At 45.7% G+C, this 21830-nt stretch carries 23 protein-coding genes and 1 pseudogene; 2 read left to right on the top strand and 22 right to left on the bottom strand.

Features of this window, described 5'->3' with window-relative positions; all coding sequences use genetic code 11:
* A partial coding sequence (locus ICN48_RS05485; RefSeq protein ID WP_216152672.1) for an ATP-binding protein occupies nt 1–332 on the top strand: 332 nt, incomplete at its 5' end.
* A 92-nt stretch (nt 333–424) separates the two neighbouring features.
* Here ICN48_RS05485 and ICN48_RS05480 read toward each other — a convergent pair.
* Nucleotides 425–781: pseudogene (locus tag ICN48_RS05480) on the bottom strand (MBL fold metallo-hydrolase); the annotation flags it as partial.
* 73 nt (nt 782–854) lie between these two features.
* On the opposite strand from ICN48_RS05480, the gene gcvH reads away from it, so the two are divergent.
* Complete coding sequence (gene gcvH / locus ICN48_RS05475; RefSeq protein WP_216152671.1) at nt 855–1247, top strand: glycine cleavage system protein GcvH; 393 nt, start codon at nt 855–857, stop codon at nt 1245–1247.
* On the opposite strand, the gene priA is transcribed toward gcvH, so the two are convergent.
* The 21 genes from priA to ICN48_RS05370 form a co-directional block, all read right to left on the bottom strand.
* Nucleotides 1244–3376, bottom strand: a complete 2133-nt coding sequence (priA, locus tag ICN48_RS05470; protein WP_255539475.1) for a primosomal protein N' — start codon at nt 3374–3376, stop codon at nt 1244–1246. The genes gcvH and priA overlap by 4 nt on opposite strands.
* A gap of 261 nt (nt 3377–3637) precedes the next feature.
* Nucleotides 3638–4756, bottom strand: a complete 1119-nt coding sequence (gene hemE, locus ICN48_RS05465) for a uroporphyrinogen decarboxylase (protein WP_216152703.1) — start codon at nt 4754–4756, stop codon at nt 3638–3640.
* A 9-nt stretch (nt 4757–4765) separates the two neighbouring features.
* On the bottom strand, nt 4766–5182 hold the full coding sequence (locus tag ICN48_RS05460; RefSeq protein ID WP_215321259.1) for a F0F1 ATP synthase subunit epsilon: 417 nt from the start codon (nt 5180–5182) through the stop codon (nt 4766–4768).
* 12 nt (nt 5183–5194) lie between these two features.
* Entirely contained in the window at nt 5195–6595 is a 1401-nt protein-coding gene (gene atpD / locus ICN48_RS05455; RefSeq protein ID WP_072582052.1) for a F0F1 ATP synthase subunit beta, read from the bottom strand.
* Nucleotides 6596–6650: 55 nt separating this feature from the next.
* On the bottom strand, nt 6651–7520 hold the full coding sequence (gene atpG, locus ICN48_RS05450) for a F0F1 ATP synthase subunit gamma (RefSeq protein WP_216152670.1): 870 nt from the start codon (nt 7518–7520) through the stop codon (nt 6651–6653).
* Nucleotides 7521–7537: 17 nt separating this feature from the next.
* Nucleotides 7538–9079, bottom strand: a complete 1542-nt coding sequence (atpA, locus tag ICN48_RS05445) for a F0F1 ATP synthase subunit alpha (RefSeq protein WP_072582050.1) — start codon at nt 9077–9079, stop codon at nt 7538–7540.
* A gap of 45 nt (nt 9080–9124) precedes the next feature.
* Nucleotides 9125–9661 (bottom strand): F0F1 ATP synthase subunit delta, encoded by a 537-nt coding sequence (locus ICN48_RS05440; protein WP_215391851.1) that lies wholly within the window; start codon nt 9659–9661, stop codon nt 9125–9127.
* Between the two features lies 1 nt (nt 9662).
* On the bottom strand, nt 9663–10133 hold the full coding sequence (locus tag ICN48_RS05435) for a F0F1 ATP synthase subunit B (RefSeq protein WP_216152669.1): 471 nt from the start codon (nt 10131–10133) through the stop codon (nt 9663–9665).
* A 63-nt stretch (nt 10134–10196) separates the two neighbouring features.
* Entirely contained in the window at nt 10197–10463 is a 267-nt protein-coding gene (gene atpE, locus ICN48_RS05430; protein ID WP_011901869.1) for a F0F1 ATP synthase subunit C, read from the bottom strand.
* 45 nt (nt 10464–10508) lie between these two features.
* Nucleotides 10509–11384, bottom strand: a complete 876-nt coding sequence (gene atpB / locus ICN48_RS05425; protein WP_216152668.1) for a F0F1 ATP synthase subunit A — start codon at nt 11382–11384, stop codon at nt 10509–10511.
* Nucleotides 11385–11424: 40 nt separating this feature from the next.
* Entirely contained in the window at nt 11425–11916 is a 492-nt protein-coding gene (locus ICN48_RS05420) for an ATP synthase subunit I (RefSeq protein WP_216152667.1), read from the bottom strand.
* A 69-nt stretch (nt 11917–11985) separates the two neighbouring features.
* Complete coding sequence (locus tag ICN48_RS05415) at nt 11986–12876, bottom strand: ParB/RepB/Spo0J family partition protein (protein WP_216152666.1); 891 nt, start codon at nt 12874–12876, stop codon at nt 11986–11988.
* Between the two features lie 23 nt (nt 12877–12899).
* The gene (locus ICN48_RS05410; protein ID WP_216152665.1) at nt 12900–13670 is read right to left on the bottom strand and encodes a ParA family protein; all 771 of its coding nucleotides are present in this window, start codon (nt 13668–13670) and stop codon (nt 12900–12902) included.
* A 14-nt stretch (nt 13671–13684) separates the two neighbouring features.
* Entirely contained in the window at nt 13685–14359 is a 675-nt protein-coding gene (gene rsmG / locus ICN48_RS05405; protein ID WP_216152664.1) for a 16S rRNA (guanine(527)-N(7))-methyltransferase RsmG, read from the bottom strand.
* A complete protein-coding gene (mnmG, locus tag ICN48_RS05400) occupies nt 14352–16274 on the bottom strand; it encodes a tRNA uridine-5-carboxymethylaminomethyl(34) synthesis enzyme MnmG (RefSeq protein WP_216152663.1) in 1923 nt (640 codons plus the stop codon). The genes rsmG and mnmG overlap by 8 nt, the downstream gene beginning before the upstream one ends.
* A gap of 106 nt (nt 16275–16380) precedes the next feature.
* Nucleotides 16381–17130, bottom strand: a complete 750-nt coding sequence (locus tag ICN48_RS05395) for a TSUP family transporter (RefSeq protein ID WP_216863757.1) — start codon at nt 17128–17130, stop codon at nt 16381–16383.
* A gap of 109 nt (nt 17131–17239) precedes the next feature.
* A complete protein-coding gene (locus ICN48_RS05390) occupies nt 17240–18169 on the bottom strand; it encodes a branched-chain amino acid ABC transporter permease (protein ID WP_216152662.1) in 930 nt (309 codons plus the stop codon).
* Between the two features lie 2 nt (nt 18170–18171).
* A complete protein-coding gene (locus tag ICN48_RS05385; protein ID WP_216152661.1) occupies nt 18172–19092 on the bottom strand; it encodes a branched-chain amino acid ABC transporter permease in 921 nt (306 codons plus the stop codon).
* 18 nt (nt 19093–19110) lie between these two features.
* Entirely contained in the window at nt 19111–20334 is a 1224-nt protein-coding gene (locus ICN48_RS05380; RefSeq protein WP_216152660.1) for an ABC transporter substrate-binding protein, read from the bottom strand.
* A 22-nt stretch (nt 20335–20356) separates the two neighbouring features.
* The gene (locus tag ICN48_RS05375; protein ID WP_216152659.1) at nt 20357–21061 is read right to left on the bottom strand and encodes an ABC transporter ATP-binding protein; all 705 of its coding nucleotides are present in this window, start codon (nt 21059–21061) and stop codon (nt 20357–20359) included.
* The gene (locus ICN48_RS05370; protein WP_216152658.1) at nt 21058–21825 is read right to left on the bottom strand and encodes an ABC transporter ATP-binding protein; all 768 of its coding nucleotides are present in this window, start codon (nt 21823–21825) and stop codon (nt 21058–21060) included. The genes ICN48_RS05375 and ICN48_RS05370 overlap by 4 nt, the downstream gene beginning before the upstream one ends.
* Nucleotides 21826–21830 lie beyond the last annotated feature (5 nt).

Below are 21830 nucleotides of genomic sequence, written 5' to 3'. Positions count from 1 at the left end.
ATGCTGACGGCACCTTTACGCGCAAACTCCAATCGATAGCTAAGGTTGATTTACTGATTTTGGATGATTGGGGCCTGCACCCTCTAAACCAGGAAGAGCGCTCCGATCTTCTAGAAATCATGGATGATCGGGTTGGCACAAAATCCACCATCATTACCAGCCAGCTTCCAGTAGAGCACTGGCATGAATACTTGAACGACCCCACCTTGGCTGATGCCATCCTTGATCGTATCGTCCATCAAAGCCATAAGATCAAACTTAAGGGTGAATCCATGCGCAAGCAAGAAGTGGAAAACACGACGGAAATAGGTAAAAAACCGAAGGTATCGTGACCGCTAAACTACAATAAACGAACCTTCAAATACCAGAACCTAGCCGGTCACGATCAATCTGAAACGGGCGGTCACGATCGCTGAAATACGCATACGTGATCACCATCCTCTAACCAGCGAGTGGGTACAAATGCCTTTGCATGACCAAATCCAAATCGTACAGTTTGCTCGGGCAATTGATCTAACCAAAACTGTTCATCAATTTGTGGGCCTTCAATAGGTACATCCAATTGATCCGATAAGTCCTTAGCTGCAGCACAATGATCAAGGTGTCCGTGAGTTAATAAAATCTTTTTAACGGTGCCGCCCATTTGTTTAACAGCACCCATGATCTTGTCGATATCACCACCTGGATCCACCACAGCTGCATCACCAGTTTCTTGACAAACCAAGATAGAGCAATTTTGCTCGAATGGAGTAACGGGAACAATTCCTAATTTGATCGGCATAAATAAAAATACTTAAATTGATTAGCCACTAGTTTATGGCAAAGACGCTAGAATATATCTCACAGGATACACAATGAAAACTCAAGACACGTTTAAATTCGCAGAATCACATGAGTGGGCCAGCATCGAAGATGATGGGCTAGTGTGGGTCGGCATTAGTAATCACGCGCAAGAAGCTTTAGGTGATGTGATGTTTTTTCAGGCACCGAAAATTGGGCAATTAGTAAAGCAGGGTGAAGCTATCGCTGCAATCGAGTCTGTTAAAGCGGCAAGCGATATACATGCGCCTATCAGCGGTGAGATCGTCGCCCTCAATGAAGAGATGGATGCAAGCCCCGAGATGGTCAATGCAAACCCCTATGCAGTTTGGCTTTTTAAAATTAAGCCGACATCAACAGAATCTCTGGCCGCAGATATCAATATCTTGATGCCTCTTGCGCAATATGAATTTGGACCAGGCGCTTAAATAGAAATTGGGTCGCGCTCTACTAGCCAACGAATGCGCGATGTTTTACTAATTCTTCCAGCAGAATCTTGACGTAGTTCTTGATCAATCATTTCAAGCGCCTCTTGTAAAGCCTTACGATTGCCTGACTCAATAAGTAGTTGGGCGCGCTCTGAGCCAGCCACCCGCATGACCGGCTTAGGCACAGGGTCATAGACCTTCAATTCTTTAGTAACCATGCCTCTGCTTTTCATGCGTGCTTTTAGCTCATTCAAAAACTGAATTGCCTTATCGAGGCTTTTACCTTCTGCATGAATAAGTGCTTGATAAGAGTAGGGCGGTAATTTTGCCTCTTCACGCTCACTCGCAGTAAATGCTAAAAAGCCATCCACATCATGTCTAAGTAAATACTGAAATACCGGTGACTCTGGGTATTGAGTCTCAATATAAATATCACCACTAGCTTGACCGCTAGTGCCAGATCTTCCTGCGCGACCAGCAACCTGCACCAACTGGGCAAATAATCTTTCAGCCGCCCTGAAATCAGCTGAGTAAAGTCGACTATCCGCATCTAAGACTGCAACCAATCCAATGTTTTGATAGTCATGACCTTTAGCAATCATTTGAGTGCCAACGACAATATCTACATTGCCATCATGTATTTCCTGAAAGAGTGCTTCTGCTCCCTTACTTTTTCTGCTTGAGTCTGTATCAACTCGCAGCACTCTAGCTTGTGGCCACATTTCCTCAATAGCATCTTCCAGCTTTTGTGTGCCATGGCCCAAAGTTTTTAAATCAGCATTGCCACAGTCTGGGCAAAATTGAGGAATAGACTTTGCCAGCCCACAGTGATGACAACTCAATACCGATCGCTTTCCTAATGCACCAGCTTTATGCATTACGGTATAAGCAGAGCACTGGGTACATTTTGACAACCAATTGCATGCTGAGCAACTGAGCACAGGAGTATAACCACGTCTATTAATCAAAATCAAGCATTGTTTTTTTTCTGCGAGTGATTTGGTAATAGCGTTTGCAAGTGTTTTAGTGATTAGGCTTTTTTCTTTCGGCGCACCAACATCACCTGGACTAAATTGATTTTGTGGGTCTCTAGTATTGATGAGATGCACACTTGGCAAGCTTGCACCCTGCGCCCGTTGATCCAGCCGAATATATTCATATCGACTGGATTTAGCAGCCAACCAAGTCTCTAATGATGGCGTAGCCGAAGACAAGAGAATAGGAATTTTTTGATCATGAGCGCGCCAGATTGCCAAATCCCTTGCAGAGTAGCGCGTCCCGTCTTGTTGTTTGTATGATGTGTCGTGCTCTTCATCTACGACGATAGCGCGTAAGTTTGGCATTGGCGTTAAAGCTGCCAACCTTGTTCCTAGAATAATTTGTGCCTTGCCTGTCATTGCTTCATACCAAGCAATGCCCCTTTTCTTTTCACTGACGCCGCTATGCAGTACGGCCATTTTCTTATCTGGAAAATAAGCTTTCACACGCCGCTCTAATTGCGGTGTTAAATTTATCTCCGGCACCAGCAATAACACTTGGGCACTTTCATCTTTCAGAATACTTGCCAGCCAATTCAAAAAGACTGCGGTCTTACCGCTGCCTGTTTGGCCCTGCAATAAGATTGCTCTAAATTGATTTTCTTTTGCACCGCCCGCCAACAATTCTTGTAATGCTTTTTTTTGCCCTTCGTTCAACTGATCGAACGTGATCAGTCCTTCTGGTATCACTTCTATCTTTTTTTTGCTTTTCTTTTCTGCTGACTCCAATTTCTCTGGAATCTTTTCCCAATCATCGGCCTTTTTCCACATCTGTGGAATAACGGGCAATATGGTTTCTCCCAAAGCATGGACGTAATACTGACTTGCAAAATTCATCAAGCGCAATAAGGCTGGGTCGAATACAGGGAGTGGGGCGAGGCGATCTACAGATTTTAGTTTTGCTAAATCAAACTCAGAGTGATCGCTCACTTTTATAACAAGCCCAATCGCTTTCGATCTGGCAAAAGATACTTCAACTACATTGCCTATCTCTGGTAATTTGCCTAATTTTTCAGCATCCCACAGATAGTCAAATCCCTGAGCTAAAGGCTTATCTATTACTACCTGGACAACGATGGGCTTGAGCATCATTTACTTAAATTTTCCATCCTATCCTGTGGATAAGTCTGTGGATATCATTCGCTGTTTTACATTTCTATAGTCATTTTATAGGAATGCTGTTTTTCTTAGAAAATCAATATAAGGTTAAATTTATATATAAATCAATAACTTACAGTGGTTACTAAAGGTGAAATTTCAAAATTATCACGAATCTCACTGTATTTATGATTCTGCACATTTCTGTGCATAACTTTTGCAGAAATATTGACTAAAGTTAGTAATTACTTGTGCTTATTTCGATACCCGCAGGGCTTTTGACTTGGCGATTACAGTCTCAGATAGTGCCGCCACGCTTTCGGGCGGGGTGAACTGATTAATCCCGTGACCAAGATTAAAGATGTGGCCATCCAGCGAATGAAGGCCCGGCTTTAGTGCGGGGGCAGTAGCCAGATCATTCAAAAGAGATTCAGCAGCTGCCGAGATTTGATTTGGCTCTGAAAATAAGATAAGTGGGTCTAAATTACCCTGAAGTGCTAGCGGCTTGTTAATTTCTAATAGCTGTTTACGGGCTCGGCTTAAGCGCATAGTCCAGTCAATCGCAATAACATCTGCGCCGACCTGAGCCATATCATTCAACCAAATTCCACCGCCTTTAGTAAACATAATGATTGGAATCTTACGTCCATCATGTTCACGAGGTAACAGCGCAATCACTTTTTGCATGGCCGCCAAAGACATACGTTGATACCAACCATCAGGAAGTAAACCTCCCCATGTATCGAAAATCATCAGCGCTTGTGCGCCGGCTTTTACCTGCTCAATTAAATATGCGGCAACTGACTGCACATTAATTTCAAGAATATGCTCGAGTAAATCAGGGCGACTAAACATCATGGTCTTGGCATGACGGAAATCGTCAGCACTTGAGCCGTCAATCATGTAGCAGGCCAATGTCCAAGGACTTCCAGAAAAGCCGATCAATGGAACGCGTTGTTTGCCATCCTGAATAAGAGCTTTACGAATTTCTGAAACGGCATCAAAAACATATGTGAGCTGATCCATATCAGCGACGCGTAATTTTTTAACTGCCTCTTCAGTGCGAAGAGGGTGCTCAAAGCTTGGGCCTTCGCCTGTAGTAAATTTCAGACCCAATCCCATCGCATCGGGAATAGTCAAAATATCAGAGAATAAAATCGCCGCATCCAATGGATAGCGATCCAAAGGCTGAAGCGTTACTTCAGTAGCGTATGCAGGATTTTTTGCGAGCCCTAAAAAACTTCCAGCTCTTGCGCGAGTAGCGTTGTACTCGGGGAGATATCGGCCAGCTTGACGCATGAGCCAAAGCGGTGTTTGATCAACCGCTTCGCCCAGGCAGGCCTTTAAAAACCGGTCATTTAACAACAAGGAGATGACCGGCTATTACTTTTTACGACGGAAACGAGCAATTGCAGCTAACTGCGCTGCGGCCATGGCAAACTCAGACTGGGCCAAGGCCAGATCAAAGTCGGTGCCACGATTTTGCATAGCTTCTTCAGCACGTTTCTTAGCTTCAATAGCTTTAGCTTCATCAAGATCATGGCCGCGAATAGCAGTGTCTGCTAATACGGTAACGCGATCTGGCTGAACCTCTAAATAGCCACCTGCTACGAATACAAACTCTTCATCACCGTCAGCTTTTTCAATACGAACTGAACCTGGACGAATACGTGTAATCAAAGGGGTGTGGCCGCGCAAAATGCCGAGCTCACCACTTTCGCCAGGAAGCGCAACAAACTTGGCTTCCCCACTGAAAATAGACTGCTCAGCACTTACTACATCGACGCGTATGGTTGACATGATTTCCCTAGATTAAAGCTTCTTGGCCTTCTCGATGGCTTCATCAATTGAACCCACCATGTAGAACGCTTGCTCAGGCAAGTGATCCAATTCGCCGCTGCAGATCATTTTGAAACCACGGATAGTTTCTTTCAATGGAACGTATTTACCTGGTGAACCAGTAAACACTTCAGCAACGTGGAAAGGCTGGGACAAGAAACGCTGAATCTTACGGGCACGTGATACAGACAACTTATCTTCTGGTGACAACTCGTCCATACCCAGAATTGCAATAATGTCGCGCAACTCTTTATAACGCTGTAATGTCATCTGTACTTCGCGAGCTACTTCATAATGCTCTTGACCAACCACTTGTGGATCGAGCTGACGGCTAGTTGAATCTAATGGATCAACCGCTGGGTAAATACCCAACGCAGCGATATCACGTGACAACACAACTGTGGAGTCTAAGTGCAAGAAGGTTGTTGCTGGTGATGGATCGGTCAAGTCATCCGCAGGAACGTAAACGGCCTGAATAGAAGTAACGGAACCAGTCTTGGTAGAAGTAATGCGCTCTTGCAATTTACCCATCTCTTCAGCCAATGTAGGTTGGTAACCCACAGCTGAAGGCATACGGCCTAGCAACGCAGAAACTTCAGTACCAGCCAATGTGTAGCGGTAGATGTTGTCAACGAAGAACAAAATGTCACGGCCTTCGTCGCGGAATGCTTCAGCCATTGTCAAACCAGTCAACGCAACGCGCAAACGGTTGCCAGGAGGTTCATTCATCTGACCGAACACCATCGCCACTTTGTCGATAACGTTAGATTCCTTCATCTCGTGGTAGAAGTCATTACCTTCACGAGTACGCTCACCAACACCGGCGAACACTGATAAACCTGAGTGTTGCTTAGCGATGTTGTTAATCAATTCCATCATGTTCACGGTTTTACCAACACCCGCACCACCGAACAAGCCAACCTTACCGCCTTTAGCAAACGGGCAAACTAAGTCAATAACCTTAATACCTGTTTCGAGCAAGTCAACGGAAGGGGAGAGTTCGTCAAACTTAGGAGCTGGCTGGTGAATCGCGCGACGCTCTTCAGTTGCAATCGGACCTGCGTCATCGATTGGGCGACCTAAAACGTCCATGATGCGACCTAAAGTTGCTGGGCCAACAGGCACAGAAATTGGGCCACCAGTAGATTTCACTTCCATGCCGCGGCGCAAACCATCGCTTGCGCCCATGGCAATTGCGCGAACTACGCCGTCACCGATTTGTTGCTGAACTTCAAAGGTCAAGCCCTTTTCGGCAAATGACTTTTCGCCGCTATCAACTAATGTCAACGCATCATAAATGTTTGGCATTTTGTCGCGTGGGAACTGAATGTCCACCACTGGACCAATACACTGCACGATATTTCCGTTACTCATCGCATTTCTCCGCTTTTAATTCCTGAATTCTTTCGTATTCTTAAACGCTGACCGCTTAAACCGCAGCCGCTCCACCAACAATTTCTGACAACTCTTTAGTAATAGCAGCCTGTCGTGTTTTGTTGTATTCCAATTGCAATTCGCCGATTACATTCTTCGCATTATCTGAAGCAGCCTTCATTGAGACCATACGTGCAGATTGTTCTGAAGCCATATTTTCAGCAACAGCTTGATAAATCATTGCCTCTACATAACGCTTTAGCAAGCCATTCAAAATGGACTCTGCGTCAGGTTCGTAGATGTAATCCCAAGAATTGCCGGTTTTCTCTTGTGGAGCTAGGGCTTCTGGCTCCAAAGGCAAGAGTTTTTCTAAAACAGGCTCTTGTTTCATTGCATTTACAAAGCGGGTGTATGCCAAATAAACAGCATCAATCTCGCCGCGCTCAAACGCTTCTAATTGGGCAACAATTGCACCAATCAAAACATCCATATGTGGCGTATCGCCAATTTGGATTGTTTGAGAAATCAGTTTTGCTTTTGAGCGGTTCAAAAATTGCAGGCCTTTTGAACCAATTGCGGTGTACGCAACCTCAATACTCTTGTCCTGCAAATCGCGCACTTGGTTAGCAATCAAACGCAACACGTTGGTATTTAAACCGCCGCATAAGCCTTTGTCTGTTGTAACCAAAATCGTACCAACTTTCTTCACTTCACGAGTAGCCATGTAAGCAGGGCGAAACTCTGGATTTGCTTTAGAAAGGTTGGCAACAATCTCACGAATTTTTTCAGCATAGGGGCGCGCATTACGCATGCGCTCCTGGGCGCGACGCATCTTGGATGCGGCGACCATTTCCATTGCCTTCGTGATCTTGCGCGTGTTTTGCACGCTCTTGATCTTAGATCGTATCTCTTTTGTGCTTGCCATGATTTATGCGAGCCCTCTTAGAAAGAGGCAGAACGCTTGTAATCCTCAATGGCAGCGCGCAATGCAGCTTCGTCATCTTTGCTCAAATCTTTGGTTTCTTCAATACGCGCAACTAAGTCAGCGAATTTAGATTTCAAATGATCTTGCAAGCCTTTTTCGAATGGCAATACATTCTTTACTTCGAGATCATCGAAGTAGCCGTTATTAACAGCATAGAGTGAAGCAGCCATTTCCCAAACTTGGAGTGGCTTGTATTGAGCTTGCTTGCATAATTCAGTAACGCGACGACCACGCTCAAGCTGCTTGCGGGTTGCTTCGTCAAGATCAGATGCGAACTGAGCAAACGCTGCTAATTCACGATACTGCGCTAAGTCGGTACGAATACCGCCAGACAGCTTCTTAATAACTTTAGTTTGCGCAGCACCACCAACGCGGGAAACAGAAATACCGGCGTTAATCGCAGGACGTACTCCAGCGTTAAACAAGTCAGTTTCCAAGAAGATCTGACCGTCAGTAATCGAAATCACGTTAGTTGGTACGAATGCAGAAACGTCGCCAGCTTGAGTTTCAATGATTGGCAATGCAGTCAATGAACCAGTCTTACCTTTTACTGCGCCGTTAGTGAACTTCTCAACGTACTCAGCATTTACACGGGCAGCGCGCTCGAGCAAGCGTGAGTGGAGGTAGAAAACGTCGCCAGGATAAGCTTCACGGCCTGGTGGGCGGCGGAGCAACAAGGAGATTTGACGATAAGCAACAGCTTGCTTGGTTAAGTCGTCGTAAACAATCAAAGCGTCTTCGCCGCGATCGCGGAAGTATTCGCCCATGGTGCAACCTGCATAAGCAGAGAGGTATTGCATTGCTGCAGACTCTGACGCACTCGCTGCAACAACAACGGTGTACTCCATCGCGCCTAATTCTGTGAGCTTGCGAACAACGTTAGCAATAGTGGAGGCTTTTTGACCGATCGCCACGTAAACGCAATAAACGCCTTTACCTTTTTGGTTAATGATCGCATCAACCGCAACTGCAGTCTTACCAGTTTGACGGTCGCCAATGATCAACTCACGCTGACCACGGCCAATTGGAACCATCGCATCAATCGCCTTCAAACCAGTTTGAACTGGCTGGCTAACAGATTGACGTGCGATAACGCCTGGAGCAACTTTTTCGATAAAGTCAGTTAACTTAGTATTGATTGGGCCTTTGCCATCAATCGGTTGACCGAGTGCGTTTACAACGCGACCGAGCAACTCTGGGCCAACTGGCACTTCCAAAATGCGGCCAGTACATTTCACTGGATCGCCTTCCTTAATGTGGGTGTACTCACCCAACACTACGGCACCAACAGAATCACGCTCAAGGTTTAATGCGAGGCCGATAGTGTTGTTAGGAAATTCCAACATTTCGCCCTGCATAACGCCAGACAAGCCATGTACGCGGCAAATACCGTCGGTCACTGAAATTACAGTGCCTTCGTTGCGAACTTGGGAGTCAACGCCCAATTCGCTAATTCGGCTTTTGATCAGCTCGCTGATCTCGGAAGGGTTGAGTTGCATTACTTACTCCTGGGTCTTATTTCGTTTGTTCTTAATAGGGATCACTTATGCGCCAAGACTTGCTTGCATTTGAGCTAACTGGGCCTTAACAGAACTATCCATTACTTCATCGCCAACTTGAATGCGAACTCCGCCAATCAACGTTGGGTCAATTTGAATAGTTGGGCGCAATTCTTTACCCCCAAAGCGCTTCTTCAAACTTGACAACAAATCATTTAACGCAGATCCCTCTAAAGGGAATGCGCTAGTAATATTTACTTCTGCCGCACCTTCGCTCTTGTTCTTCATTGCTTCAAATTGATGAGCAATTTCAGGAACAGCTGCCAAGCGGTGGTTTTGATTTACAAGATTCAAAAAGCTAGCAACCTTAGGGTCGAGCTTGGTTTTCACCATGCCAGAAAGTAGCTTGCTTAAATCATCAGCGGATACTTTTGGGTTGTTTGAAAGAGCAGCAACTTCTGGCAAAGCAGCAAGCTGTGCCAATTCGTTCAACTGCTCCAAACATCCAGCAAGCTCAGCTGACTTGGCGCTTTGAAAAAGCGCTTCCGCATAAGGACGTGCAATAGTGGCTAATTCAGCCATATCAAAGTTCTGCCTTTAGTTGGTCAAGCAACTGGCCGTGAGTTTTTGCATCAACTTCACGACGCAAAATTTGCTCGGCGCCTTTAACAGCAAGAACAGCAACTTCTGCGCGCAACACTTCACGTGCACGCGTTACTTGTTGATCTGCATCTTGCTTGGCTTGAGAAATGATTCGAGCGGCCTCAGCTTGTGCGTTAGCGCGAATTTCTTCGGCCGACATTTGTGCACGTTTTTCAGCTTCAGCAACGCGTTGAACACCTTCTTGGCGTGCTTTAGTTAATTCTTGCTCAGCTTCATTGCTGGCCAATGCGAGTGCTTCTTTACCACGCTCGGCAGCAGCTAAGCCATCAGCAATTTTGCTTGAACGTTCGTCTAACGCCTTAACCAGCGGTGGCCACACAAAGCGTGCAACAACCCACCATAAGACGAAGAAAACGATCATTTGCGCGAATAGGGTCGCGTTCAGATTCAAGATATTCCTTTCAGTATTGTTGAGAACAGTAGGATGACCAGTTGGTCATCCACGCCAAAACAATTACTTAATAACTGCGAGCAGTGGGTTTGCAAAAGCAAACAACATTGCAACACCAACGCCGATCAAGAACGCAGCGTCGATCAAACCAGCCAAAAGGAACATCTTAGTTTGGAGTGGCTCCATCAATTCTGGTTGACGCGCACATGCTTCGATGTACTTGCCACCCATCAATGCGATACCCAAACATGCGCCGATCGCGCCGAGGCCGATGATGATGCCGATACAGATAGCTGTTGAACCTTGAATAGTTGCTAAAAATGCTTGCATGTTGCTGACTCCTGAAGTTAAAAGAGGTAAGTTAAAAATAAAATCTTAGTGATGGCTATGCGCTTGCCCGATGTAAACCAAGGTCAACATCATGAAAATAAAGGCTTGCAACAAAATAACCAAAATGTGGAAGATAGCCCAAGCTGATCCAGCAATAACGTGGCCCACCAATCCGAACAGGGATAAATCTAAATTAAAGGTCCATACGCTACCGAGTAGGGCGATCAATAAGAAGACCAATTCGCCAGCGTACATATTGCCGAAAAGTCGCATTCCTAAAGAAACGCCTTTCGCCAAATACTCAATAATGTTCAATGCAAGATTGAAGGGAGCCAAATACCATTTCGCACCGAATGGAGCAGAAATAAGCTCATGCAAGAAGCCGCCAAAACCTTTTACCTTGAAGCTGTAGTAAAACACCAAGAGCAACACAGAAAGCGATAGACCCATCGTTGCGTTGAGGTCAGTCGTTGGCACAACCTTGTGGTGGGGCACATGCACACCAAAGCTCTCAATAAAATTATTTACGCCCAAAACCCAATCTACCGGAATTAAGTCAAGGGTATTTAAAAGAATAATCCAGAAAAACACAAAAAGCGCGAGCGGCGCAATAAATGTGCGATCGCCATGGACAATACTTTTTGATTGTGTCTCTGCCATCTCCACCATCATTTCAATTAAGCATTGAAAGCGGCCTGGAACACCCGGAGTAGCACGACGTGCTGCGATTAATAAAATCAATACAGCTATCAAGCCCATTAAAGAGGCCCAAAAAATAGTGTCTAAGTTAATAACGCTGAAATCAACAATGGAAGATTGGTGCTCACCAGTGCTGGTGAGATTTTGTAAATGCTCAGAAATGTACGCCGTTGGCGTCATTTGTTCTGCTGCCTCGTGGGCTTGGTTTACTTCGCTAGACATCTCTTAACTAGTCCTTTGTTTCAATCTCAATTTTCACTACTTAGCGCCACAACCACGCTAGCCATACGCACTTCAAAACAAGCAGATAAGTCACCAACAATGGGACCCAAAGCACGCCTGGGACGTAATACGCAATCCCTACAAACAACATCAAGGTCGCAACGATTTTGATAAATTCGCCAGAAACCAATGCAGCTAAAAATCTTCCCGGATTCAATCTTTGCGATTTCTTTGCTAACTCCAACCTAATTAAGAACAAGGTTGTAGGCAAGACGCTAATTAAACCGCCTAAAAAGGCCGACTGAGTATAAACGCTTACCCTTACGGACTCCCCAAAAAATGACCAAAACACCATGCTGATAGCGGTAACAAGCACTTGGGCCAAAATAATTTTCCACGGTGAAAGGGCTCGGTACTTTGTTGCATCGCTTTGCCGCAGCGCAACAATTTCCTCTTTGCTGTAAACCCGGATAACTTCTTCGGGCTCATCCCACTCATCTACTTCGGAAAATTGATTTTTTTGAGGAATCAATTTAGCCCCGAAAGTTTAGTGTGTGCAGTGCAATATGTCAAAGGATTTGGGGACATTTTTCGACCTAATTTAGGACTCAATACCCAATTTTTTTAATAGGGAATCTAATTCATCGAATTGACTGAACCGAAGTCTGAGCTCTCCACCCTTGCCTTTAAGCTTGAATTCTGTGCTTAGACCAATCAAATCTGCAATTTCTTGCGTCAAACGCTGCATGTCTGGATCGGCACTTTGCGAAGATTTGCCAGGCTTATTTTTAGACTTTTTATCCCCAATTTGACCTCCCGCAATTACCAATGCGGCTGTCATTCGCTCTGCTTCGCGAACTGACAAACCCTGCGCAGAGATTTTTTGGGCCAAAGCCACCTGGCTGGCACCTGGTAGCGGCAAAAGCGCGCGAGCATGGCCCATATCAATATCACCGGCCAATAACATGGCTTGCACTGGCTTTGCCAGCTGGGCAAGACGCAATAAGTTGGTAATAGCGCTGCGAGACTTGCCTACTGCCTTTGCTGCCTGTTCGTGCGTAAAACCAAACTCCTCAATCAATCTGGCTAATCCTTGGGACTCTTCGAGAGGATTTAAATCCTCACGCTGCATGTTCTCTACCAAAGCCATTGCAGCAGCAGCCTGATCATCGGCACCCGAAACCAAAACTGGAACTTCTTTTAAACCCGCAATAGTTGCTGCACGAAAACGTCGCTCGCCCGCAATAATTTCATACTTACCAGGGGCGACCAAGCGCACCAACAAAGGCTGCATAACACCTTGCTCGCGAATGCTTTCTGCCAACTCTTGTAATGCACCCGCCTCCATTTTTTGACGCGGCTGATATTTGCCTGCTTGCAAAGCAGTTAGCGGCAAACGATTGATATCTGTAGACGGACTTACTTGCTGAGTCTTTTCTCCAAGCAAAGCTTCAAGGCCCCTACCTAAACCTTTTTTCTTAATAACAACCATGATCTTTATTTTCTTTCTGCAAATTACATATGTTTTATGCGCTCAACCATCTCGGCGCCAAACTCTAAATAGGCTTTTGCGCCACGGGATGATTTATCAAAAGCTACGCCTGGAAGCCCATAAGAAGGGGCCTCAGCAAGTCGTACATTGCGCGGAATAATGGTCTTAAATACTTTATCGCCGAAGTGCTCAAGCAACTGATCAGAAACCTGCTGCTGCAAAGTCATGCGCGGATCAAACATAACGCGCAACAAACCAATAATGACCAAATCCGGATTTAAATTTGCGTGCACTTGTTTGATGGTGTTTACCAAATCAGATAAACCTTCCAGCGCAAAGTATTCACATTGCATTGGAACAATCACGCCATTTGCTGCACACAATCCGTTAAGCGTTAGTAATGACAATGCCGGCGGACAATCAATCAAAATAAAATCGTAATCATTGGCAACTTGTGCGAGCGCATCTTTCAAGCGAGATTCGCGCGCATCGATGTCAACCAACTCAATTTCTGCTCCAGCTAAATCGCGATTTGCGGGCAACACATCGTATCCAGAACTTTCGCAACGTTGCGCACAATCTTTTACCGAAGCTAAACCAATAAGCACTTGATAAACGCTACTATTCAGATCTGCTTTTTCTACGCCAGAGCCCATGGTGGCATTGCCCTGGGGATCTAGGTCTACTAGTAAAACGCGCTGTTTCAGTCCAGCCAAACCCGCTGCCAAATTAATAGCGGTAGTGGTCTTACCAACACCACCTTTTTGATTTGCGATACAGAAAATTTTGGCCATGGCTACTTTTTGATTTAACTTAAGGGGGTGGAGGTGGATTTTCTCACGGGGGACAGCACCAAAAGGCGCCGCTCTACCGCTAGATTAGGTATATGAAGGGGTTCATCAGCCACTAGGCGCCAATCGTCCATACAAACATCCTTCATTTCGTCATCAGCACGCTTGGACTTCATTGCGAATACCAGGCCTTCTGGTTTCAAGAATGGCAAAGACAACTCTAAAAAACGTGCAAGATTAGTAAATGCACGAGAAATCACTGCATCAAATTGCGCTGGTTGTTGCACTGCAGCATCTTCTACTCGTTCACAAAGTACTTCAATGTTTTTAAGCTTTAGCTTACCGCGTACATGCTGCAAGAATGCAGTCTTTTTGCGAATGGCCTCAATCAATGAAAGACGCCACTCTGACTGAACGATAGCAATCGGAATGGCCGGCAACCCACCACCAGAACCAAGGTCTGCAATCTTGGGTGAGGGGCCCTTCAGAAATTGCCGTAGTACCGGTAAAACTGCAATGGAATCAATTAGATGTAGCTTAATAGAGTCTCTTTCACCCTCAATTGCTGTGAGATTATGAACCTGATTCCAGCGCCCCATTTCCTGCAAAAATAACTCTAAATCAGCAATATTGGTCGTACTTAGTTCGAGGCCAAGCTCCTCAATTCCTAAGGCGAGCAACCCTTCACTCATGCGCTTCTTGGGTGCGGCCCAAGCCTTTTTTAAGGTGCACCAACAAGAGGGAAAGGGCTGCAGGAGTAACGCCGGAAATACGACCAGCCTGTCCTAATGTTTCAGGTTTATGCAAATTGAGCTTTTGTTGAACCTCTTTAGATAAACCAACAACCAGCGAATAATCTAGTGTCTCAGGCAAAGGAAAAGACTCATTGTGTTCTTGACGAGCAATTTCTGTCGCCTGACGGTCGATATAGCCTTGGTATTTAACGGAAATCTCTACTTGGTCGCTAATTTGAGCAGCCAAACCAAGATCATCATCCAGGGTTTCTGGGGCCCACATTCCATCACCTAAAGCCGTTATTGCCTCATAAGCAATGCCAGGGCGCCTCAATAACTCGGTTAAGCTGCATTCATGGGATAGGTCCTGGCCCAATAACTGGGAAACCAGGGGAGCAGCCTCATGTTTTGGCCCAATCCATATATTCTGCAAACGAGATGTTTCACGTGAAACAGCCTCCTGTTTTCTGCAAAACACTTCCCAACGATAGTCGTCCACCAAACCAAGCTCTCGACCAATGGTGGTTAAGCGCATATCTGCGTTATCTTCGCGCAGGCTCAAACGATACTCGGCCCGGCTGGTAAACATACGGTACGGCTCCTGAACGCCTCGGGTTATCAAGTCATCAACTAAAACACCAATGTAGGACTCACTGCGCTTTGGTAACCAAGGCTCTCTTCCTTTAGCTGCCAATCCAGCATTAATACCGGCCAGCATGCCCTGAGCAGCAGCTTCTTCATAGCCCGTTGTGCCATTAATCTGGCCTGCAAAGTAAAGTCCGCCGATAACCCTTGTCTCTAGGCTGTGTCGGAGCTGACGTGGATCAAAGAAGTCATACTCAATCGCGTAGCCAGGGCGGACAATTACTGCCGACTCCATGCCACGAATACTGCGAACCAGGTCCCACTGAACATCAAAAGGCAGGCTGGTAGAGATCCCATTGGGGTAAAACTCATTAGTCGTTAGGCCTTCTGGCTCTAAGAAGATCTGGTGACTGTTTCTGGAGGCAAAACGATGAATCTTATCTTCAATAGAAGGGCAGTAGCGGGGGCCAACACCCCCAATAACGCCCGTATACATCGGTGAACGGTCCAAGCCACCCCGAATAATGTCGTGAGTCTTTTCGTTTGTATGAGAAATCCAGCAAGGAAGCTGCTTCGGGTGCTGCTCTGGGCGCCCCAAATAAGAAAATACTGGCACTGGATCTAAGTCTCCAGGCTGCTCAAGCATGACTGAAAAGTCGATTGTTCGACCATCAATGCGAGGTGGGGTACCAGTCTTCAATCTTCCCTGCGGAAGCTTCAATTCTTTTAATCTAGCTGATAAGGAAACTGCGGCAGGATCTCCAGCACGCCCACCGGAATAGTTATTTAATCCAACGTGGATTTTTCCATCCAAGAAAGTGCCAACCGTGAGCACGACCTTTTTGGCCATGAACTCCAAGCCCATTTGCGTCACCACACCCCGGATCTCATCACCCTTAACCAATAAATCATCAACTGCAGCCTGAAAGAGGCTCAAATTAGGCTGATTTTCTAGGCGACGGCGAATGGCTGCCTTATATAAAACTCGGTCACCCTGAGCGCGAGTGGCTCGAACAGCGGGACCCTTACTGGAATTGAGGATTCTGAACTGAATGCCAGCCTCATCTGTAGCGGCCGCCATTGCACCACCCATTGCGTCAATTTCTTTGACTAAATGCCCTTTGCCAATCCCGCCAATAGAAGGATTACAACTCATAGCTCCAAGATTTTCAATGCTATGAGTAATTAACAAGGTATCGCAACCCATGCGTGCGGATGCAAGGGCGGCTTCAGTCCCAGCGTGACCGCCGCCAACTACGATGACATCGAAACTTTTGGAATAACGCATGATTTGCCTTAGATAGGGCGATGATCATAGCATTTTGTTTGTTTCACGTGAAACAAAACTCATCAAAATAACTAGGAAATAAATGTAGTATTTCTAAGTAATTGATTTAATTGGAGAAATAAGCATTCCAGGCTGATTTCAATATCAGCATACTCACAATAACTAAAAAGGCTTTTCTTACAAAACCACTGCCATGTTTAATCGCAAGTCGACTACCGAATTGACTCCCAGCAATATTCGCAATCATCATTGCAATTCCCAAAGTCCAATTAATTTGTCCAAGACTAGCTAACATCAAAATAGCTGCCAAATTGGTTGCCACGTTTACTAATTTTGTTGCCGCTGATGCATGCAAGAAATCAAAACCAAAAAAACGCACAAACCCAAACAATAAGAAGCTTCCAGTCCCTGGGCCAAAAAAACCATCATAAAAGCCGATGGTTAAACCAAGAACCACACCTTTCGCCCGTTGAAAGCGCCCAAGAATTTTTGGCGCATGCGCCTCTCCTAGCGACGGCTGAAACCAGGTGTACAACAAAAGAAATAGCAAGACAAATGGCAGTGCCTTACGTAAAGGCTCCGCAGGAAAATTACTAACTGCATTAGCGCCCATGAGAGAGCCAATAAAGCCGGCGATTATTGCTGGCAAAACAATTGCCCATGGCAATGACACGTGCCGCAAATATTTTCTGGCGGCATTTAAAGTTCCACCAACTGCGGAAACTTTATTTGTTGAAAGAAGGGTTGCTGGGGGCGCCTCGGGATACGCGGCAAACAAAGCTGGCACTTGAATCAAGCCGCCGCCGCCAGCCACTGCATCCACCAAACCCGCAAAGAAAGCCGTTGCCAAAAGCAGCGGCCATATGAAAATTGAAAATTCGATGAGAGTCTCTTTTAATTAAATGGGTGCGGCGCAATTAATAGCGCCGCACTAAAAATCAAATAATAAAAGGAAAAGTAAAAACTTAGTTTTTGTTTTTAAAGTGCGCGGCAATCTCACCAACAACGCCACGACGGAATGCTAAAACACAAACCACAAAAATGAATCCGGTTGCAATCGTACTCCAAGAGCCAATGTTTGCTAAATAGTTTTGCAAACCAACAACAATGCCGGCACCTACTACAGGACCAAGTATGGTTCCCATGCCACCAAGCAAGGTCATCAACACAACCTCGCCTGACATGTGCCAATGAACATCGGTCAATGTGGCCAACTGGAACACCAGAGACTTCATTGATCCAGCCAACCCGGAAAGGGCGGCAGAAATTACAAAAGACATTAATTTAAATCGATCGACATCGTAGCCTAGAGAAATGGCTCGAGGTTCGTTTTCGCGGATTGCCTTCAGAACCTGACCGAACGGAGAGTGCACTGCACGCATGATCACAGCAAAACCAAATAAGAAAACAGCCAAAACAAAGCAATACATCGCCACGTCATTTTTCAAGTCGATTAGACCAAATAACATGCCGCGAGGAACACCCTGAATTCCATCTTCCCCGCCAGTAAAAGGCAATTGAACAGCCAAGAAGTAAACCATTTGCGACAGGGCCAGGGTCACCATTGCGAAATAAATACCTTGCCTACGAATGGCGAGTGAGCCAATCAAGAACCCAAGAAGTCCCGACCCAAGCATACCGAGAACAATGCCGAGCTCAGGGGATAAACCAACCTCTTTACAAAAATAAGCTGTAATATAAGCTGCGGTTCCAAAGAAGGCGGCATGACCAAAAGACAATAGACCCGTAAAACCAAGTAGTAGATTAAATGCGCAGGCAAAAAGAGCGAAACACAACACTTTCATTGCGAATACAAGATAAATAAAATCCTGGAATGGCAACAACAGCGCAATCAGAATTAAGATGCAGTACAGTAATTTTGTTTTTGGATTCATGTTTATTTCTCCCGTCCAAATAAACCGGCTGGACGAATCAACAAAACAATTGCCATGATCACAAAAATCACAACGCCAGAAGCCTCTGGATAAAAGACTTTGGTAAGGCCCTCAACAAGACCCAATCCTAATCCAGTCAAAATGGCGCCCATGATGGAGCCCATACCGCCAATCACCACCACAGCAAAAACAACAATGATGAGGTTGGAACCCATCAATGGGTTCACCTGGAAAATGGGGGCTGCTAAAACACCAGCAAAACCTGCTAGCCCAACGCCATAGGCGTAGGCTAAAGAAATCATCAGCGGGACATTGATACCAAAGGCTTGTAGCAATTTGGGATTTTCGGTGCCAGCCCGCAAATAAGCACCCAATTTCGTTCTTTCAATGACATACCAAGTTGAGAAACATACCGTCATGGAAATGACCACAACCCAGATGCGATACTTTGGCAAGATGATGCCGAGCGACTCCAAAGGAATCGCTCCCTGCAATAACTCAGGGGCAGGGTAGCTTTCACCAGAAATTCCATACCAATGGCGGAACATGCCTTCAATAATTAGGGCTAGACCGAAGGTCAACAATAAACCATACAAATGATCGAGGTGATACAGGCGGCGCAACATAGTACGCTCAAGAATTAAACCGAATCCCGCCAACACTAGCGGAACAATAATTAATGCAAACCAATAATTAATAGATAAATCAGGAAAGCCTAGCCACTGGCTAATCTGAGTTAAGCCAATCCAAGCAATAAACGCACCCATGGTGTATTGAGCACCATGTGCAAAATTAATGATGTTGAGAAGGCCAAAAATAATGGCCAATCCCAAACTCAATATGGCATAGAACGAGCCATTAATAAGCCCCACCAAGAGCTGGGCCACCAGCCCTTGAGGGGTAATTCCGAGAAGTTCAAACATTCTTGATTTCTAAATTTCTTACTTATTAACTAACTTGCACTTCGATTGCGAAAGCGGCAAGGTTGCTTCGGCAGCAGGGATCGTCGCGCGCACATTGTAGTAATCCCACGGGCTCTTAGAGTCAGCCGGCTTCTTCACCTCCAACAAATACATGTCATGCTCAAACTTTCCATCCGCACGAATCTTGCCCTTGAAGAGGCCGTCATCGATGTTGGTTGATTTAAGCGCCTTCATTACAGCCTGTGTATCGTCTGTACCAGCTTTTTGAACCGCATTTAAATAAGCAAGAACGGATGAGTAAACACCGGCTTGAACCATGGTTGGCATACGCTTGTGTTGCAAGATAAAGCGCTTGGAAAATGCGCGGGTCTTGTCATCCTTGTCCCAATAGAAGCCCTCCGTAAGGTACATGCCTTGTGCGGCAGGCAGACCCAAAGAATGCACGTCGGAGATAAACATCAACAAAGGAACAACCGTTTGCTTTTTGTTGATGCCAAACTCAGAGGCTTGCTTAACAGTGTTGATGGTATCTTGACCAGCATTTGCCAAGGCAACCACGTCTGCTCCACTAGCTTGCGCCTTTAAAAGGTAGGAAGAAAAGTCGCTATTAGGGAATGGGTGTTTGCTGGTACCTAAAACTTTACCGCCATTAGCAGTTACAACAGCTGTCGCATCTTTCTCAAGAGCAGCACCGAACGCATAGTCGGCAGTAATAAAGTACCAATTCTTTTTGCCCTGTTTTACAACTGCCTTACCTGTGCCATTCGACAGCGCATATGTGTCATAAGCCCAATGTACATTGTTTGGGGTGCATTTTTCATTGGTAATAGTTAAGGAGCCCGCACCAGAAACCAAAGTAATCTTATTCTTTTGCTCAGCAACTTCCATTACCGCTAAAGCCACGTTGGTTGAAACCAACTCAACAATAACGTCTACACCGTCTTTGTCATACCATTCACGCGCTTTGTTAGCAGCAATATCGGCCTTGTTTTGGTGGTCGGCGCTAACAAGCTCAGTCTTCTTGCCAATAACAGTGCCGTCTTTAGAAAAATCGGCAATTGCCATCTTAGCCGCAATCACCGCACCAGGGCCAGCCAAGTCAGAATAGGTTGAAGAAAGATCGGTCAATACGCCAATCTTCACTACGTCGCCACTGACCTTTGGTGCGCTTTGCGCAAAAACTGGGTTTGAACCAAACATGGTCGCCGCAACCAGACACGCGGTTATTTGCTTTAACTTCATTACCGTCTCCTATAGAAATGCACTAAACACCAAGATACTCATTTAAAAGAGATGCTTTTTCAGCAAGCTCATTTTGATTTACAACCTCAACCACGTTTCCGTGCTCAACCACATAATGACGATCTGCCAAGGGTGCAGCAAAGCGGAAGTTTTGTTCAACCAACACAATGGTGAAACCCTTTTTGCGCAAACTAGTTACCACCTCACCAAGCTTTTGCACAATTACAGGGGCCAACCCCTCGGTAATCTCATCTAATAGCAACAGCTTTGCACCGGTCCTTAAAATGCGCGCCATTGCCAACATTTGCTGCTCGCCACCCGATAGGCGGGTGCCAGGGCTATTTCTTCTCTCATAAAGGTTTGGGAACATTTCATAAATCTCATCCAAACCCATGCCACCAGGCGCAATCTCCGGCAAAAGTAATAAATTTTCTTCGGCACTTAAGCTTGCAAAAATCCCACGCTCTTCGGGACAAAAACCAACCCCGAGGCGCGCAATTTTGTAGGTCGGCAAAGCTATGGTTTGTGTTCCATAAACCTCAACCGAACCAGTTCTTTTGCTGGTTAGTCCTAGAATTGTTTTAAGGATGGTGCTTCGGCCAGCTCCATTTCTGCCAAGCAAAGTAACCACCTCGCCATCGCGCACTGCAAAATTAACGCCGTGCAAGATATGGGACTCGCCGTACCAAGACTCTAAGTTTTTAACCTCTAGTGCCATGGTGCTCATAGGTTGTCTCCCCCATGGCTTCCCATATAGGCCTCAACAACCAATGGATTATTGGAAACCTCGTGATAAGAACCCTCGGCCAAGACCGAGCCTCGCTGCAGAACGGTAATACGATCAGCAATAGAAGAAACTACCTTCATGTTGTGCTCAACCATCAAGATAGTGCGGCCCTTAGCCACCCTATCAATTAATTCGGTGACACGCTCTACATCCTCGTGCCCCATTCCCTGTGTGGGCTCATCCAAAAGCATTAGCTCGGGCTCCATAGCTAGAGTGGTTGCAATTTCAAGCGCCCTTTTTCGGCCATATGCCAGATTTAAAGTCTCTACATGGGCAAAGTCTTCCAAACCAACTTCATGAAGAAGTGCCAAGGCGCGCTCATTCAACACATTTAGAGAGTCGCCGGACTTCCAAAAATGAAATTCAGTACCCAATCCACGTTGCAGTGCAACACGAACATTTTCGATCACGGTTAGGTGTGGAAAAACTGCTGAAATTTGAAAAGAGCGAATAATACCTCGGCGTGCGATTTGTGCGGGCGCCTCTTTGGTGATATCAAAACCATTAAACAGGATTTGGCCACTGCTTGGCTCCAAAAACTTGGTTAGTAAGTTAAAGCAGGTGGTCTTGCCCGCTCCGTTGGGTCCGATCAGCGCATGAATGGTTCCTCGGGCGACATCTAGATTCACGTCAGTAACCGCAGAAAATCCCTTAAAAGATTTACCCAGTCCAATTGTTTTTAGTATTGTTTCTTGCAATCTCATACCCT

This window comes from Polynucleobacter sp. JS-Safj-400b-B2 (assembly GCF_018881975.1).
Taxonomy (GTDB): Bacteria; Pseudomonadota; Gammaproteobacteria; order Burkholderiales; family Burkholderiaceae; genus Polynucleobacter.
Note: the sequence above shows the minus strand (reverse complement) of the source record. Positions and strands in the feature narration are given on the sequence as shown.